General features: G+C 43.7%; 16 protein-coding genes. 15 read left to right on the top strand and 1 reads right to left on the bottom strand.

The window, feature by feature from the left end; translation table 11 throughout:
- Positions 1–51: 51 nt before the first annotated feature.
- From secY2 to PCY17_RS03240, 14 genes are all read left to right on the top strand, one after another.
- Positions 52–1,269 carry an accessory Sec system protein translocase subunit SecY2 gene (gene secY2, locus PCY17_RS03305; RefSeq protein WP_301391817.1) on the top strand — a complete coding sequence of 406 codons (1,218 nt, stop codon included), beginning with the start codon at positions 52–54 and terminating at the stop codon, positions 1,267–1,269.
- A 9-nt stretch (positions 1,270–1,278) separates the two neighbouring features.
- Entirely contained in the window at positions 1,279–2,859 is a 1,581-nt protein-coding gene (gene asp1 / locus PCY17_RS03300; RefSeq protein WP_301391816.1) for an accessory Sec system protein Asp1, read from the top strand.
- Positions 2,843–4,372, top strand: a complete 1,530-nt coding sequence (gene asp2 / locus PCY17_RS03295) for an accessory Sec system protein Asp2 (RefSeq protein ID WP_301391815.1) — start codon at positions 2,843–2,845, stop codon at positions 4,370–4,372. The genes asp1 and asp2 overlap by 17 nt, the downstream gene beginning before the upstream one ends.
- Positions 4,369–4,809, top strand: coding sequence for an accessory Sec system protein Asp3 (gene asp3, locus PCY17_RS03290; protein ID WP_301391814.1), 441 nt, complete (start codon positions 4,369–4,371; stop codon positions 4,807–4,809). The genes asp2 and asp3 overlap by 4 nt, the downstream gene beginning before the upstream one ends.
- The gene (gene secA2 / locus PCY17_RS03285; RefSeq protein ID WP_301391973.1) at positions 4,802–7,174 is read left to right on the top strand and encodes an accessory Sec system translocase SecA2; all 2,373 of its coding nucleotides are present in this window, start codon (positions 4,802–4,804) and stop codon (positions 7,172–7,174) included. The genes asp3 and secA2 overlap by 8 nt, the downstream gene beginning before the upstream one ends.
- 12 nt (positions 7,175–7,186) lie before the next feature.
- The gene (gene gtfA, locus PCY17_RS03280; protein WP_000158443.1) at positions 7,187–8,707 is read left to right on the top strand and encodes an accessory Sec system glycosyltransferase GtfA; all 1,521 of its coding nucleotides are present in this window, start codon (positions 7,187–7,189) and stop codon (positions 8,705–8,707) included.
- Positions 8,691–10,037, top strand: a complete 1,347-nt coding sequence (gene gtfB, locus PCY17_RS03275; RefSeq protein ID WP_125388695.1) for an accessory Sec system glycosylation chaperone GtfB — start codon at positions 8,691–8,693, stop codon at positions 10,035–10,037. The genes gtfA and gtfB overlap by 17 nt, the downstream gene beginning before the upstream one ends.
- Positions 10,030–10,209 carry an accessory secretory system protein Asp4 gene (asp4, locus tag PCY17_RS03270; protein WP_000161924.1) on the top strand — a complete coding sequence of 60 codons (180 nt, stop codon included), beginning with the start codon at positions 10,030–10,032 and terminating at the stop codon, positions 10,207–10,209. The genes gtfB and asp4 overlap by 8 nt, the downstream gene beginning before the upstream one ends.
- 5 nt (positions 10,210–10,214) lie before the next feature.
- Entirely contained in the window at positions 10,215–10,436 is a 222-nt protein-coding gene (locus PCY17_RS03265) for a preprotein translocase subunit SecG (protein WP_000453436.1), read from the top strand.
- 70 nt (positions 10,437–10,506) lie between these two features.
- Entirely contained in the window at positions 10,507–10,992 is a 486-nt protein-coding gene (locus tag PCY17_RS03260) for an immunity protein YezG family protein (protein WP_000391898.1), read from the top strand.
- A 116-nt stretch (positions 10,993–11,108) separates the two neighbouring features.
- A complete protein-coding gene (locus PCY17_RS03255) occupies positions 11,109–11,681 on the top strand; it encodes a suppressor of fused domain protein (protein ID WP_000872725.1) in 573 nt (190 codons plus the stop codon).
- A 292-nt stretch (positions 11,682–11,973) separates the two neighbouring features.
- A complete protein-coding gene (locus tag PCY17_RS03250) occupies positions 11,974–12,498 on the top strand; it encodes a hypothetical protein (protein WP_000656481.1) in 525 nt (174 codons plus the stop codon).
- Positions 12,482–13,087, top strand: a complete 606-nt coding sequence (locus PCY17_RS03245) for a hypothetical protein (RefSeq protein ID WP_000141226.1) — start codon at positions 12,482–12,484, stop codon at positions 13,085–13,087. Before PCY17_RS03250 ends, PCY17_RS03245 begins: the two co-directional genes overlap by 17 nt.
- A 106-nt stretch (positions 13,088–13,193) precedes the next feature.
- A complete protein-coding gene (locus PCY17_RS03240; RefSeq protein ID WP_301391811.1) occupies positions 13,194–13,733 on the top strand; it encodes a T6SS immunity protein Tdi1 domain-containing protein in 540 nt (179 codons plus the stop codon).
- A 101-nt stretch (positions 13,734–13,834) separates the two neighbouring features.
- On the opposite strand, the gene PCY17_RS03235 is transcribed toward PCY17_RS03240, so the two are convergent.
- Entirely contained in the window at positions 13,835–14,788 is a 954-nt protein-coding gene (locus PCY17_RS03235) for an aromatic acid exporter family protein (RefSeq protein WP_301391810.1), read from the bottom strand.
- 179 nt (positions 14,789–14,967) lie between these two features.
- Here PCY17_RS03235 and PCY17_RS03230 point away from each other — a divergent pair, with 179 nt between their 5' ends.
- Entirely contained in the window at positions 14,968–15,528 is a 561-nt protein-coding gene (locus tag PCY17_RS03230; protein ID WP_301391809.1) for a mechanosensitive ion channel family protein, read from the top strand.
- Positions 15,529–15,530 lie beyond the last annotated feature (2 nt).

Raw genomic sequence — 15,530 nt, 5'->3', positions numbered from 1 at the left:
TATCCCCCTCGGGTAGGATGATTGAAGGATAAAAATGAAAAGGAGGAGCTAGTGAAAGAATTTCGTTCATCGATAGCAGTAAAAAAAGCGATGCACACACTGTTTTTGCTCTTTATTTATGTGCTCGGGAGTCGTCTGGCTCTTCCTTTTGTTGACCTCAATAGTCGGGATTTTCTCGGAGGAAGCGCAGCCTATCTGGACTTTTCAGTAGCCCTGACTGGTGGAAATCTTCGCAGCCTCTCTCTCTTTTCCATTGGGCTTTCACCTTGGATGTCAGCCATGATCTTGTGGCAGATGTTTTCCTTTTCAAAGAAACTGGGCTTAAACTCGGTGTCTTCAGAAGTCCAGGATAGACGGAAAATGTACTTGACGTTAGGGATTGCCTTGATTCAGGCCTTGGCCTTGACGACAAACCTTCCTGTCCAAGTTCCCTACAATCCCTTCTTGGTCTTTCTCCTCAATACCAGCCTTTTGGTTGCGGGGACCTTTTTCTTAGTTTGGCTGTCGGACATCAATGCGTCTATCGGAGTTGGAGGCCCTGTCGTCATTTTATTGGCGAGTATGGTGGCTTCACTCCCTCAGGACATCATCCAATCGGTCCAAGTTCATAAGATTTCCCCTTGGTTGCTTTTCCTATTGGTAATGCTTGGTGTCCTCTTTACCTATCTAGTCGTTCTCTTTTACCGAGCTAGATACCGCATCCCTATCAATAAAATCGGGCTTCATTCTCGCTTTAAACGCTATTCCTATCTGGAAATCATGCTCAATCCTGCTGGTGGCATGCCTTATATGTATGTGATGAGTCTCATGGGCTTGCCTTCTTATCTCTTGCTCTTGCTTCAACATCTGGATAAGGGCAATCCGCTCTACCCTGCCATACTGGAGCAGTATGCGATGGGGAAACCCTTGTGGATTTACGCTTATATCCTTATCCTCTTTGTCTTTAGCATTGCCTTTGCTTTTGTCAATGTGAGTGGTCAACAGATCGCAGATCGGATGAAGCAATCAGGAGATTACATCTACGGGGTCTATCCGGGCGAGGATACCAGTCGCTTTATCAATCGCTTGGTTCTCCGATTTGCTCTGATAGGTGCTGTCTTTAACGTTACCTTGGCTGGACTTCCAATCTTGTTTGTCTTGAAGGATGAGAGTTTGTTAAAAGTCAGCATGATTCCTGGACTCTTTTTAATTTTGAGTGGCATGCTCTTTACGATTCACGACGAACTGCAGGCGCTCCGACTAAATGAAAGGTATCGGCCACTATTCTAGGAGGTTTTGATGTATTACTTTATCCCAGCTTGGTATGGCAAGGAACGTCCCTGGCATGCCGATTTAACACCTTGGTATTTTTCTCATTTTAAGTTAGAATTTGATGACACCTTCAATCAGATTCGCCTGATGCAACGCCAAGGGATTCCTGCACAGGTCCTCCTTTTGTCCTATCAGCCTCATTTGCGCTATTTTCTCCATCGCCAAGGTATTTTAGAAGCACCGGTTTATTCCTTATTTGATGAATTGCAGGATTTTCATGAGATTCGACCGCAGGTCTTGCAGCTCAGAGATATTGAGTGGGAAGAGGACTGCGAGTTTGTTTACAGTCCCTTTACCATTTTAGTTTTGAGAAATGGAAAGCCCTATGCTCAGGTGGAGCATGGGATTGAAGGTTTTATCAGTACGATTCAGTATTTCAAGGAAGATGGGCTCTTGTCTGCCAATTACCTGATGGATGATCGGGGGCTGGTTTCCAGTGTGATTTACTACGAAGAGGGTCAGGCTCTCTACCAAGACTACCTCAATCCCAAGGGACTGTGGCAGTTTAGAGAGTACTTGCAAGATGGGGGACGTATCGAGGTCAATCCTATCTTTGCTTTTCGTTTCCAAAAAGAGGCTTACCGAGATATGGGGGAATTGATTGCTGAGTTTTTTGACAACAAAATAGCTCAACTCCCTGAGGAAGGAGCGACCTATTTTCTGCCTGCTTGTGACCAGCACAATGCTTTCCTTTTAGAACGATTGCCTCATCAAACCACCAAGGTTCTCAGTCTTTTTATCGGACGAAATCCTCAAGAACAATTACTGCAACTGGCGGATTTGTTGCCTAAAGTGGACCTTGTTCTGGTCGACAGAGAGGACACCTTGCACTTGGCTCAGTCTGTCTTTTCAGAACAAGCAACGAAGTTTCGTCATTTATCGCCTTTTGATACTCGCTTGGAGCTGGGAAAGAGCCAGACTCGGAAGGAGTCGCTCCTCTACTATCAACTTGATTTTGAACAAGGGATAGAGGGCCAAGCGCTCTATCAGGTCTTGCATTTCCTTTCTGAAAACAAGGATACAGAGCTGGTTTTTGGAGCATTTGCTGCTAGTCAAGAAGAAATGAAACAACTGGAAACACGAGTTGCTAAGATGGTCTCAGAGCAGTTTCAAGACCAGGAACTGGAGAAGGAAGTTGATTACCAAGGAGCTGAAAATCCGCTTGAGGACAATCGCCATCAGAGCAAGCGCTATTCGTTTGTCAATATGAAGGATGAATCGGAGTTAATCAAGCAGCTGGAATTTGTTCGTTTGATTGTCGATCTGAACAGGCAACCTCTTCTTTATACTCAAATCGCGGGGATTAGTGCTGGTTTCCCTCAAATCAATAGGGTCAAAACAGAGTATGTCAGCCATCAGAAGAATGGTTATCTGTTGGAAAATATAGCTGATTTTGCGCAAGCTGCCCATTACTATCTCGATAGTCTGCAGGTGTGGAATGATGCTTTGATCCATTCCATCGAAAAGATAAAGGAACACACTGGGGAGCAATTCCTGATCAAGCTAGAAAAGTGGTTGGAGGAGGTGACTCATGGAAAAGAAGTATAAGATCTTGCAAATCGGTCCAGAAGATTGGCGAGAGACACTTGCCCTACCAGCCCAACTAGACTGGCATCATGTTCCTCCCAACACATCGTCTGCTATCCAGAAAATCATGGATGAGAATGATCTAGATCACTTTCATGCTGTCATTCTCACGGATGGGGCTTACCTAGTAGATTTGTTGCCTTTTGCATCTAGCTTGGAACCCTATACGGTTTTCTATCCAGAACAGTTTGCAAGTCAGGATGAAGATCTTCAAAATCTCATCAAACAGCACTGCATGCAAACGATGGACCTGTCAGACCGCCAGGGCTTTGTTCGAGACCTCTCTACCTCCCTCTTTGAAGGTGGTTATGGAGACAAGCTGAGCCCAGCTACGATACGGATTCACCCGAGTTTCCAAGGCTCTGTCTCCTATCAGGGATTTGAGCATCTGGAGCTGGAAGGAGACTTTGGCAAGACCTATACCCAGCTAGCTTCTTGGGCCTATAATCAGTCTGTCCAAGCCCATTCGCCAATCGAACTCTGGCTCGAATATGAAAAGAGTGGACCAGTGGAATTGCGCTTGCGTTTGCGAAAGATCCCAGCAGGATCCGTTTCAGAGATTAGACAGGACATTCTCCTTGAGGAAGCAGACTTTGCCTCAGCAATCATAGTGGAGCAAGACTATGATGCTTATCTGAGTATTTCTCTTGAAGCGCGTGGTCAAGGGAAGGTCAACATCGGCAATCTCCACCAGCGCTGGAGCCGGAAACAGTTTGGAAAGTTTGTTCTCGGTGGCAATATCCTGCATGACAAAAAACGTGAGGAAATCAACTATTTCTTTCACCCAGGGGATTTCAAACCTCCTCTAGCAGTCTATTTCTCAGGTTACCGTCCGGCGGAAGGTTTTGAGGGTTACTGGATGATGAAGAATCTCAGATGCCCCTTTCTCCTCTTTTCGGACCCTCGATTAGAAGGAGGAGCCTTTTACCTAGGAACTGAGGAATTAGAAGATAAAATTCAAGCAACAATCCAACACTATCTAGACTATCTAGGCTTGGATAGAAGTGACTTGATCCTATCTGGGCTGTCAATGGGAACCTTCCCTGCCCTCTACTATGGAGCCTACTTTGAACCCAAGGGAATCGTAGTCGGAAAACCCTTGACCAATCTAGGAACCATCGCACAGCGGGGCCGACTAGAGGCGCCAGGAGTCTTTCCGACTAGCTTTGATGTCTTGCACCTTCAGACAGGAGGAGTGAGCCAGAAAGACATGAAGGACTTGGATCAACGTTTTTGGACCCGATTTAAACAAGCTGATTTTTCCCAGACGACCTTCGGCCTTTCTTACATGAAGGACGAGGATATGGATAGTAGTGCCTATGACCAGCTAGTGGAGACACTTTGTCAGACAGGAGCCAAGATTTTGTCCAAAGGAACCGCAGGTCGACACAATGATGATACAGGAACAAACGTTGCCTGGTTTATTCATTTTTACAAGATGATACTAGAAGAATACGGAAGAGGTGAGACATGATTATCATCAAGAGAGAGGATATTAGGTGGGGTGAGATGGGAGCCACTTATCTTTATGGTAGCCAGATCACCTATCATGCAGACGGTCATGTTACCCTGAAAAATCCTTTGCTGGCTTCAGGTGAAACCCTTAAAACCTGGTTTTCTAGTGTCAATTACCAGGCTACTAGAAGTCAACCTAGCCTCCCTCTTCTTAAGAAAAATCACACCTATCGTCTATCCATGAAGGTGCAGGTTCAACCAGTCAATGGACTTTATATCAAACTCACTTTTTTAAACCGTTATGAGGAAATCATCGAGGAGAAGATTGAAAGACAATTTTCTTTTAGCTTCACCTATCCTGAAGCGGCCTACACCTATCGCCTTTCCTTGATTAGTGCAGGTTTTGAGGCTCTTGACTTTGTTTCGTTTTCTATTGAGGAGGATGATGGTGTTTAATCGTTTGTATCAGGAAAGACAACTGAGAAAGGTCAAGAAACTTTTAAGCCAAATCAATTCCCTCAAAGAAGAGATGGCAGCCCTCAGTGATGAGGAAATGGCTGCAAAGACAGAGGAGTTTCGCCAGCGTCTTGCCCAGGGAGAAACCTTGGAGGAGCTATTGGTAGAAGCTTATGCCCTTGTTCGTGAAGCGGATAAACGTATCTTGGGTCTCTTTCCCTATGATGTGCAAGTCATGGGAGCCATCGTGATCCACCAAGGAAATGTGGCTGAGATGAATACAGGTGAAGGCAAGACCTTGACTGCAACCATGCCCCTCTACCTCAATGCCTTAACGGGTAAAGGCAGCATGCTAGTCACAACCAATGACTATCTGGCTAGACGGGATGCAAGCGAAATGGGCCCAGTCTACCAATTTTTAGGTCTAACTGTCGGTCTGCCCTTTTCAGATGATCCAAAAGAGGACTTGACTGCCGAAGAGAAAAGAAAGATCTACACATCAGACATCGTCTACACGACCAATAGTGTACTGGGATTTGACTATCTCAATGACAATCTTGCCTCCACTCGTGAGGGGAAATTCCTGCCTCCCTTTAACTATGTTATCATCGATGAAATCGATGACATTCTACTCGATAGTGCCCAAACTCCCTTGATTATCGCAGGTTCTCCCCGCGTCCAGTCTAACTATTATGGGATGATTGATACCCTAGTGACGACCTTGGTTGAGGGAGAGGACTACATCTACAAGGAAGAAAAAGACCAGGTTTGGTTAACCCGAAAGGGGGCCCAGACGGTCGAAGGTTTCTTAGGAATCGACCATCTCTACAAGGAAGAGTATGCAAGTTATGTTCGGCATCTGGTCTATGCTCTCAGAGCCCATACGCTCTTTACCAAGGACAAGGACTACCTGATTCGAGGGCAAGAAATGGTCTTGTTAGACAAAGGAACAGGGCGTTTGATGGAAATGACCAAGCTTCAAGGCGGTCTCCACCAAGCCATCGAAGCCAAGGAACATGTGAAGCTTTCTCCTGAAACCAGAGCCATGGCTTCAATCACCTACCAGAGTCTCTTTAAGATGTTTCGCAAAATCTCAGGTATGACAGGAACGGGAAAGGTGGCAGAAAAAGAGTTTTTCGAAACCTACAATATGGCCGTCATTCGTATCCCGACCAATCGCCCACTTAGGCGAATGGACCATCCGGACAATCTCTATGTGACCCTCCCTGAGAAAGTGTATGCCTCTCTCGAAGCTATCAAGACTTACCACGCCAAAGGCAATCCACTCCTGATTTTTGTCGGATCTGTAGAAATGTCCCAGCTTTATTCGTCCTTGCTCTTGCGAGAGGGGATTTCTCACAATGTCCTTAATGCCAATCATGCGGCGCGTGAAGCCCAGATCATTGCAGAGTCTGGACAGATGGGGGCAGTGACCGTTGCGACTTCTATGGCAGGTCGCGGGACAGATATCAAACTCGGTCCAGGAGTCGCAGAATTGGGCGGTTTGATTGTGATTGGTACCGAGCGGATGGAGAGCCGACGAATTGACCTGCAAATCAGAGGTCGTTCTGGCCGCCAGGGCGATCCAGGCATGTCTCAATTTTTCGTGTCGCTTGAAGATGATGTGATCAAAAAGTTCGGACCGTCTTGGGTTCACGACCTGTATCAAGACTACCAAGTGGAAGATATCAGCAAACCCATCCTACTTAAGGCTCGCAAGTACCGCAACCTCGTCAGAAAAGCCCAAGAGGCTAGTGATAGTGCCAGTCGCTCAGCGCGCAGACAAACCTTAGAGTATGCGGAAAGTGTCAATATCCAGCGCCAAATGGTCTACAAAGAAAGAGATCGTTTGCTGGATGGGAGCCGTGATTTAGAGCATATCCTTGAGGATATATTGGCAGACTATACCAAACAAATCTCAGAAAAAGCCTATAGCAGCCCCCAAGAGCTCCTTCACTTCATCGTGACCAATATTAGCTTTGGGATGAGAGAACTACCAGCTGATTTGGATTTAGCTGATGCAGATCAGATTCGGGAGTTGATAGAGGAAATAATAGCCAAGGAAATCGCGGCTAAAAAGGAACTTCTTCAATCTCACCAGCTCTATGATTCTTTTCTGAGAATATCTATGCTCAAGGCTATTGATGACAACTGGGTTGAGCAAGTCGACTATCTCCAACAGCTCAGTCTAGCAATCGGGAGCCAGTCTGCTTCTCAAAAGAACCCTATCGTAGAGTACTATCAGGAGGCCTATGCAGGCTTTGAAACCATGAAGCAACAAATTCGTACAGATATGGTACGCAATCTTCTCATGGGGATTGTGGAAGTAACGCCCAAAGGTGAGATTCTCACCCATTTTCCATAAAAAGAGGATCATATGACAATTTACAATATAAATCTAGGAATCGGTTGGGCGAGTAGTGGTGTCGAGTATGCCCAGGCCTACCGAGCAGGGATTTTTAGAAGTTTAGACCTAGCATCTAAGTTTATCTTTACAGACTTAATTCTAGCAGACAATATCCAGCATTTAACGGCCAATATCGGCTTTGCGGATGATCAGGTAATCTGGCTTTACAATCATTTTACAGATATCAGGCTAGCACCGACCAGTGTTACAGTTGATGAGGTCTTGGCCTCTTTTGGTGGCCTTGAGAGTCATAGGGAGCAGGACGGCAAGGTCTTGCGTGTCTACTTTTCAGACGAGGATAAGTTTGTGACCTGCTACTTGGTAGACTCGGCTAAGAATCTGGTGCAGCATGCAGAGTATGTGTTTGGGGGGAACTTGGTTCGCAAGGATTATTTTTCCTACACGCGCTACTGTACAGAATATTTCGCGCCCAAAGACCAAGTGGCTAGGCTCTATCAACGAAGCTTTTTCAATGAAGATGGCAGCACTGCTTACGATATCTTGTTGACTGAGGGACAGGAAGAGGTCTATCGATTTAAGGACCGGATTCTGTATGGAAAGCCAGCCCTTATGCGCTATTTTATGCAACGTTTGAACTTGAGCAAGTCTGATTTGGTCATCTTGGACAGGGAAACAGGGATTGGTCAGGCTGTTTTTGAAGAAGCACAAAAGGCCCATCTAGCAGTTGTCGTTCACGCAGAGCACTATAGTGAAAATGCTAGTAACCAAGACTATCTCCTCTGGAACAACTACTATGAGTATCAGTTTACAAATGCGGACAAGGTCGATTGCTTTATCGTGTCTACGGATCGGCAGAAGGAAGTTCTCGAAGGTCAATTTGCCCAGTACAGCCAGCATCGCCCACGAATCGTCACGATTCCAGTTGGGAGCATAGATCAGCTGACCGAGCCTGCTAGGGAACGCAAGCCCTTTTCTCTCATTACGGCTTCGCGTCTGGCCAAGGAAAAACACATTGACTGGCTCGTCAAGGCGGTTATCCAGGCGCATCAAGTCCTCCCAGAGCTCACCTTTGACATTTATGGCAGTGGGGGTGAGGAATCTCTTTTAAGGGAAATCATCACGGCTCACCAAGCGGAGAACTATATCCAGCTCAAAGGGCATGCAGATCTAGCTCAGATCTATCCCCAGTATGAGGTCTATCTGACAGCCTCAACCAGCGAAGGCTTTGGTCTGACCTTGATGGAGGCAGTTGGTTCAGGCTTGCCCCTGATTGGCTTTGATGTGCCTTATGGAAACCAGACCTTTATCAAGGATGGTCAAAATGGCTACTTGATCCCAAGTTCGGATGACCATGTTGAAACGGCGATTAAAAGATCCTTTGCGGAAAAGATCTGCCAGCTCTATCAGGAAAATCATTTGCCAGATATGCGAACAGCATCTTATGACCTAGCTAGAGAATTTTTAACAGATAAGGTAAGGGACAAGTGGAAGAAAACGATAGAGGAGGTCCTGCATGATTCAACTATTTGATCGTTATGGCCAGGAAAGCCGCGATTTGCACGAAAGTTTAGAAGCTGCTGGTCTATCCCATGCCACAGTTGTGATCGAACCAGATGGATTTCTCCCAGATGGGATTCTCTCTCCCTTTACCTACTATCTAGGTTACGAGTCGGGAAAAGCTCTTTATTTCAATCAAGTAGCCGTACCTGAATTTTGGGAGATTGCGGGCAATAACCAGTCGGCGCATATCCTAGAGGATTCTCGGGAGAGGGGCGTGATTCACTATGTGGAGGCTCCTCAGGCCCGTTTGGTCAAGCAAGTCGACTGGAAGGACCTATCTGGCCGTATCTACCAAGCAGACCACTATAACCGATACGGAACCTGCTTTGCCAAGACCACCTATAGTGCAGATGGGCAGGCTATCCTGACCAAGTACCAGGATGCAAAGGGACAGGAAATTGTCCTAGAAAATCATGTGACAGGCGATATCCTCCTAACCTTGCCCGGACAAGCCCTGCGCCATTTTAAAAATCGAGTGGAGTTCACGATCTTCTTTTTGCAAGACTTGGGAATCGACACTCGCCACCTTCTCTTTAATACTCTAGCTACCTCTTTCTTGGTCTCATATCATTATCCAGACAAGAGCGGACAGGATATCTTGGTTTGGCAAGAACCGCTAGATGATTGCCTTCCTGGGAATATGCAGCTGCTCTTGGAGCAAGAGGGGCTGAGAGCCAAGCAGATCCTCATACCAGATAAGGCTACCTATGAACAGGCCTTGGCCTTGACCAATCCAGCCTATCATGACAAGTTTGTCCATCTAGGTTATCATTATCAGTTCAAAAGAGAAAACTTCGTTCGACCAGATGCCTTGATCGTTACCAACTCAGATCAGATCGAACATATCGAAACCCTGATTGAGTCCTTGCCAATGGTGACCTTCCGAATCGCGGCAGTGACTGAAATGTCGTCCAAGTTGCTAACCTTGCTTTCCTATCCCAATGTCGTTCTCTATCAAAACGCTAGTCCGCAAAAGATTCGAGAACTCTACCAGCTGTCGGATCTCTATCTAGACATCAATTACGGAAACGAGCTTTTGGATGCTGTCCGTCAAGCCTTCGAGCACAATATGCTCATCCTAGCCTTTGACCAGACAGCTCATAACAGACCTTACACAGCTCCAGAACACCTCTTTAATTTGCAGACTGTTGGAGACATGATTGCGAAGATTCAAGAAGCTCTCAGCAGTCTTGACAAGATGGGCCAAGCCCTTGGACATCAAGGTCGCCATACTAACTATGTGGACTTGGCTACTTACCAAGAGAGGATGGGAAGGATAATAGGGGAAGGACATGACTAAAAAAGATTTATTTTACAAGGATGTCGAAGGACGCATGGAAGAGTTAAAGCAAGGAGCGCTTAAGAAAGAAAAGCCTAGCCGAGGAGAAAAGATCAGTAAAACCTTCTCCATTTTACTCGGCATGCTCATCCTTCTTACCCTGATCTTTACATTATTAGGAATCTTGAGGTGAAATTGATGGAAGTTTTGATGATTATAGGAATAATCCTAGCCGTCGCCTTGATTGTCCTGGTTCTCATCCAACCTCGCCAAAGCCAACTCTTTTCCATGGATGCGACCAGCAATATCGGAAAACCAGGATACTGGCAGAACAACCGATTGGTAAAAATTGTAACCCTCTTGCTCAGTATAGCACTGTTTGTATTGCTCCTTATTTTTATGATAGTGACCTATCAGTAAGGATGCAGTTCCATTCGCAGATGAGGAATACTAAACACGAAAAAAAGATCCAAGCAAATCGGAGGATAAAATGGAAGAACTAATGAATGAAAAAATTATCGAAATCGTGCATCAAGCCAACGATATGATTCCAGTAGAGTGGGATGATTTGTATATTGTAATTGAAATGGACAAAACATGTAGTGGAGAAGTTTATTTTTATTTTAAATATAAGAATGAATATCACTATTATTTATACATTCCTAGAGATTTTGGTGTAGATAAATTCGAAATTTATAGTCAAACAGATCGATTGTTTGAGAAGTCGCAAGAATTAAAAAAAGTATTTGTTGAGAACGACTTGGCAGATTGGTATATTTGTATTATTCACTTAGATGAAAATAATAAATTATCAGTAGACTTCGATTATGCCCCATGGTTGGAAAGTGGTTATGGTCCAAGTGCTCGAATGGACTTGTTTGAATATAAATATCTCGGCAAGCAACCAGCTAATGAAAAAGAACTAGAACAGTTCAAGGCTATGGAAGCCTTCCAAAGAGAACATAATGGGAAATAGTTTGTTTGATAAAAGACCACCATTTAGGTGGTCTTTTGTGGTTTATCAAACGCTGGTCCATAAGGTTTATGGTATACTGGGATTGTAGAGCCAGCAAACTTTAAGAGGAGAATCAAATGAAATACGATAAAATTAAAATTGCACAGGAAATTGCAAGGGCTGTAGGGGGAGTTCCTCAAGCCTATACATTTAGAAATCACGATAACAAATTAGATTTATTCATTGGAGAGAATTGTCCGGATGATTATTTAACAACTGCAGCAACAATCGGTTTATCAGAATATACCATTTATCGTCGAATAAATGGTAAGCCTTTAAGAGTTGAAATCATTGGAGCAGCTGATGCGGAGCTGGAATATTTTCCAAATATTATAGCAGACTGTGGTTTTAATATTGTGAGGGGAGAGTACAGCATCTCTCCAGGTGCAGTCTATCCAAATATTATTAGAAATTACTATCCCAATGCGAAAGTAAATCATATATTCTTCACTCAGCCTTTCTTGTGGGATTTAGAATCTTTTGATTTTGATGAAGAGTATGTTACGTGGTTACAAGCTATCCCGATTACAGAAGCTGAGCTTCAATTTATAGAAAAGCATGGAGCCGAAGTGGGAGCACAGAAGTTAGAGGAATTGTTTGAAGAACATCAGATAGATGTTTATGATTTTATGAGACCTTCTGTAGTGTAATAAATTTTTTATCTTCGTCTAGGGGGTCGGAGGGGAGTTTTTCCTATTTTTAACCTCATCAATATCAGTTGTGAGTCCAACCTCGCTCCCAGTTGACATGCGACCTTCGTAATTGGAAATAAGGCACGAAATTGGAGAAAAGACCACCTTAATGGTGGTCTTTTCTGGTTTATCAAACGTTGGTCTATAGGTTTTATGGTATACTAGGTTTGTAGAGCCAGCAAACTTTAGTGACAACTTTACAAAAAGTGGTGCCCGTGTCCACAATGCATCTGATGATGTCGCTCGAGGCATGAAAGAAGCGGCAGAACAAGTCGGCAAGAAAGCAAGTAAAGAATTCCGCCAAGAAGCCAGCGAGCAGTTGGCTAAGCATAGTGATGATGTAGCGAGTACTTCTAAAGGAATTTCAAAAGAAGAATATAATTCTCTTCGCAAGAAAACACCAAGTCAAGAGATACGCGATCATGTCAATAATATTGATGGAGAAAAATTTGATCCAATTTATGGTTATCCAGTTGAAACCCTCGAAGCAGACCATATTGTCTCTATGAAAGAAATTACCGAAATGGATGGATTTGCTCCTCTATCTGATGTTGATAAGGTAGAGGTTTTGAATCTTGAGGATAATTTTATGGGATTAGGTAAACCTACCAATAGTTCCAAAGGGTCTAAAACTTGGAGTGATTGGCAGGGGCATTCCAAATTAGGAGATATTCCGGCTGAGATAAGAGAAAAAATGATAGCTTTGGAGCGTGAAGCTAGAACGAAGCTACAAAATGAAATTTTCAGGAGGTTGAAAAATGACGGAAGTGCTTGATACAAAAGTAGAGAAGAATGGTTTGATCTTTTACGGGACATTCTCTGAAGGTCTTTTTGAGGAATGGCTCAAAGTTGTGAATGTACTGCCCTCGAAGGAACGAATACAAGATGGCCTGCTAATACAAATCGGTTTCAACATATATAAACTTGTTCAATTGAACATGGACCAATTTAGGATAGTGTCAGTCAACTATGAAACAACCCCTTTTAAAGAGTTTACTGATGATTTGACCTTGGCTCTTTGGATTCAGTCTGAACAAAGCACACTAGCTAAAGAGCTTAATATTGAAGCTTCTGAAATCAGATTTGATGAGAAAATAGTGTTGGCCAAAGGTGTCTTTGAGTGCGAACATTACTATTTGCAGAGACAAGACACTGATCGAAAAGGTGATTCGGGCTGGTTTATTGGCTATCAAAATCAAGATACAGATGATTTTGTTGCTATGTATGCTTTTGAAATATTGAAAAAGAATCCAAAACTAATAAAATCTTTGATTCTACCAGTGGACTACCTAGTAGTAGTTAATGGTGGAGATATTCAAGCGATTCTGAATGAGCAAGATGAGGAAGTTTTTTCTGCTTCGTAAAGCTACCCGACTTATTTGGGAGGGAAAGCAACCTATTTTAGATTTTCTATGAATGAGGGGAATAGCATCTAATAGTTTTGTCTATAAACTGAAAAAGGAGGAAAACATGCTAGAAAACTTTATTAAAGTGTCAGACATGCCCCAAGAAGTGATTGAAAAGTATAAGGGTCAAGTTCCAGCTGAGTTGCTTCAAATTTGGCAGGAGGATGGTCTAGGAACTTTTCTTGATGGTTATCTGAAGGTAATTAATCCGGATGATTATCTTGAGCTTCTCCAAGATAGCTATTTCAGAGGAGATGTCGCTTTTCCTATGTTCGCGACGGCATTTGGAGATATTATTACTTGGGAAGAGAATGCCTATGTGGGAATTGTCCAATACAATATTCAGGATTGTAACATTATAATTAAGCGTCTGTCACATTTTTTGAATTTTTTGGATGATGAATATGTTTTAAGATATTTTGATCAAAAGTTATATAAAAAAGCTGTTGCCAAACATGGTCTGCTAGCCTACGATGAATGTTTTGGTTTCGTTCCACTTCTAGCATTAGGTGGCTTTAAAGATGTAGACCACATGGATAAGGTAAAAGTCTTGGAGCACATTTACCTCATGTACCAGCTTACAGGTGGTGTGATGGACGATTAGGAGTTGATATTTCTTTTTTGAGAACAGTGTGAGGGAATAAAATTCTCTTCCAAATGCAAAACAAAAGAACCTCAGAGGAATTCTCTGAGGTTCTTTGCGTTCTAGTTTCCATATTTCTGATAAAAATCGACCTTGACCTGGATAAAGGTTTCAGCTTCGCGTAATAGTTGCAGGAGGGTAGCACGGGTTTCAAACTCCTCACGTGTTTTCGGGAGATTCCGATTGCGGAAGACTTGCAGATAGCGTTCGATGTCATCAAGTAGGTCATGAGCAGGATTGGTCTGACTTAGCTGGGCAGCAATCTTAGAAAAGAGCTGGGCCAAGATCAAACTCTCACTGGCGGCCAGGTGACAGGTATTGATCTGCTGGGCCATATTTCGCAGGATGCGACTTTGTCGCTGTCTCATCTCAAAGTAGTGGATATGGTAGTCCGTTTGGTGAAAGAGATGGTCCGAGTGATCCAAGTAGACTAGTTTGAGAGCTTCATCGAGGAGCTTATCTAATTGGTCAACGAGTTGGGCTTGATTTCGCCCGTCTCCTCTTGACAGATAGTATTTAAAGCGAAGCAGGATGTCTTTTAACTTTTCTTCGACCTGAAGGTGGTAGCTTTGGATAGCTTTCTCACGAGAGGGCATATAAAGGTTGACCAACAGAGCAAAGCTTGTCCCGATGAGAAAGAGGAGCACTTCATTGAGCAAGAGAGCTGGAGAAGTAGACTCCTGTACCAAGAGATGACCGACCAAGACACTGCTAGGTGTGATACCGATTTCCCAGCCCATTTTGTAAGCAAGAGGCACATAGAGAGCCAGATAGAGGCCTAGACTCCAGATGTGAAAGCCTGTCAGCTGAAAGGCTAGAACGCCCATAGCGAGCGCTAGGAGCATGGAAAAGAGGCGGTTACGTGCTAATTTCAGCGTGCTTCTGCGCGTGTCGGAGAGGCTCAAGAGGGCGATAATGCCAGCTGAAACCGCTGATGATAAATCTAAAAAATAAGCGAGAAAACAAGCGAGACAGGTCGCTAAGACCAGTTTGGTCGTACGTTGAGTGAGGGACATGAAAATTTCCTAAAAAGTTGATAATAGAGAGCGAAAAGGAGCAAATCCCACGCTTTTGTTGATTATAGTATAAATATGCCATAAAATCAAGATTTGACTAAATAATCAAATGAAATTTGAATATTTATAGGGAATAGTCTTCAGATAAGTTATGGTATAATAGGGAAAAGGAGTTTTGTATGCAAGAATTTTTTCAACGTTATCTTGACAAATTGGATCTCACAAGCCTATTAGAGAATCTTTTGACCAAGTTGATCTCTCTTTTGATTCTTATCCTTCTATTTTATATAGCCAAAAAGATCCTCCATGCGACTGTCCGAAAGATTGTCAAGCCCTCGCTCAAGTTATCAAATCGAGATGCTGGTAGACAAAAGACCATTTCTCGTTTGCTTGAGAATATCTTTAACTATACCCTTTATTTCTTTTTAATCTATTGTATCTTGTCCATTTTAGGTTTGCCAGTTTCCAGCCTCCTTGCTGGGGCAGGAATTGCTGGGGTTGCCATTGGGATGGGGGCGCAAGGTTTTCTATCCGATGTCATCAATGGCTTTTTCATCCTCTTTGAACGCCAACTAGATGTGGGCGACGAAGTGGTTCTCACAAATGGACCGATTACCGTGTCTGGCAAGGTTGTCAGTGTCGGAATCCGTACGACTCAACTTCGAAGTGATGACCAAGCCCTTCACTTTGTTCCAAACCGAAATATCACTGTTGTCAGCAACTTTTCCCGCACAGAGTAGGT

It is taken from the genome of Streptococcus sp. SO2 (genome assembly GCF_030440025.1).
Note: the sequence above shows the minus strand (reverse complement) of the source record. Positions and strands in the feature narration are given on the sequence as shown.

Excerpts from the sequence above, each read along its gene's own strand:
- gtfB (WP_125388695.1), top strand. The coding sequence starts at position 8,691 with ATGATTCAACTATTTGATCGTTATGGCCAGGAAAGCCGCGATTTGCAC.
- PCY17_RS03260 (WP_000391898.1), top strand. The coding sequence starts at position 10,507 with ATGGAAGAACTAATGAATGAAAAAATTATCGAAATCGTGCATCAAGCC.
- PCY17_RS03240 (WP_301391811.1), top strand. The coding sequence starts at position 13,194 with ATGCTAGAAAACTTTATTAAAGTGTCAGACATGCCCCAAGAAGTGATT.
- asp4 (WP_000161924.1), top strand. The coding sequence starts at position 10,030 with ATGACTAAAAAAGATTTATTTTACAAGGATGTCGAAGGACGCATGGAA.
- gtfA (WP_000158443.1), top strand. The coding sequence starts at position 7,187 with ATGACAATTTACAATATAAATCTAGGAATCGGTTGGGCGAGTAGTGGT.
- PCY17_RS03265 (WP_000453436.1), top strand. The coding sequence starts at position 10,215 with ATGGAAGTTTTGATGATTATAGGAATAATCCTAGCCGTCGCCTTGATT.
- PCY17_RS03255 (WP_000872725.1), top strand. The coding sequence starts at position 11,109 with ATGAAATACGATAAAATTAAAATTGCACAGGAAATTGCAAGGGCTGTA.
- PCY17_RS03230 (WP_301391809.1), top strand. The coding sequence starts at position 14,968 with ATGCAAGAATTTTTTCAACGTTATCTTGACAAATTGGATCTCACAAGC.
- PCY17_RS03235 (WP_301391810.1), bottom strand. The coding sequence starts at position 14,788 with ATGTCCCTCACTCAACGTACGACCAAACTGGTCTTAGCGACCTGTCTC.
- PCY17_RS03245 (WP_000141226.1), top strand. The coding sequence starts at position 12,482 with ATGACGGAAGTGCTTGATACAAAAGTAGAGAAGAATGGTTTGATCTTT.
- asp3 (WP_301391814.1), top strand. The coding sequence starts at position 4,369 with ATGATTATCATCAAGAGAGAGGATATTAGGTGGGGTGAGATGGGAGCC.
- PCY17_RS03250 (WP_000656481.1), top strand. The coding sequence starts at position 11,974 with ATGAAAGAAGCGGCAGAACAAGTCGGCAAGAAAGCAAGTAAAGAATTC.
- asp2 (WP_301391815.1), top strand. The coding sequence starts at position 2,843 with ATGGAAAAGAAGTATAAGATCTTGCAAATCGGTCCAGAAGATTGGCGA.
- asp1 (WP_301391816.1), top strand. The coding sequence starts at position 1,279 with ATGTATTACTTTATCCCAGCTTGGTATGGCAAGGAACGTCCCTGGCAT.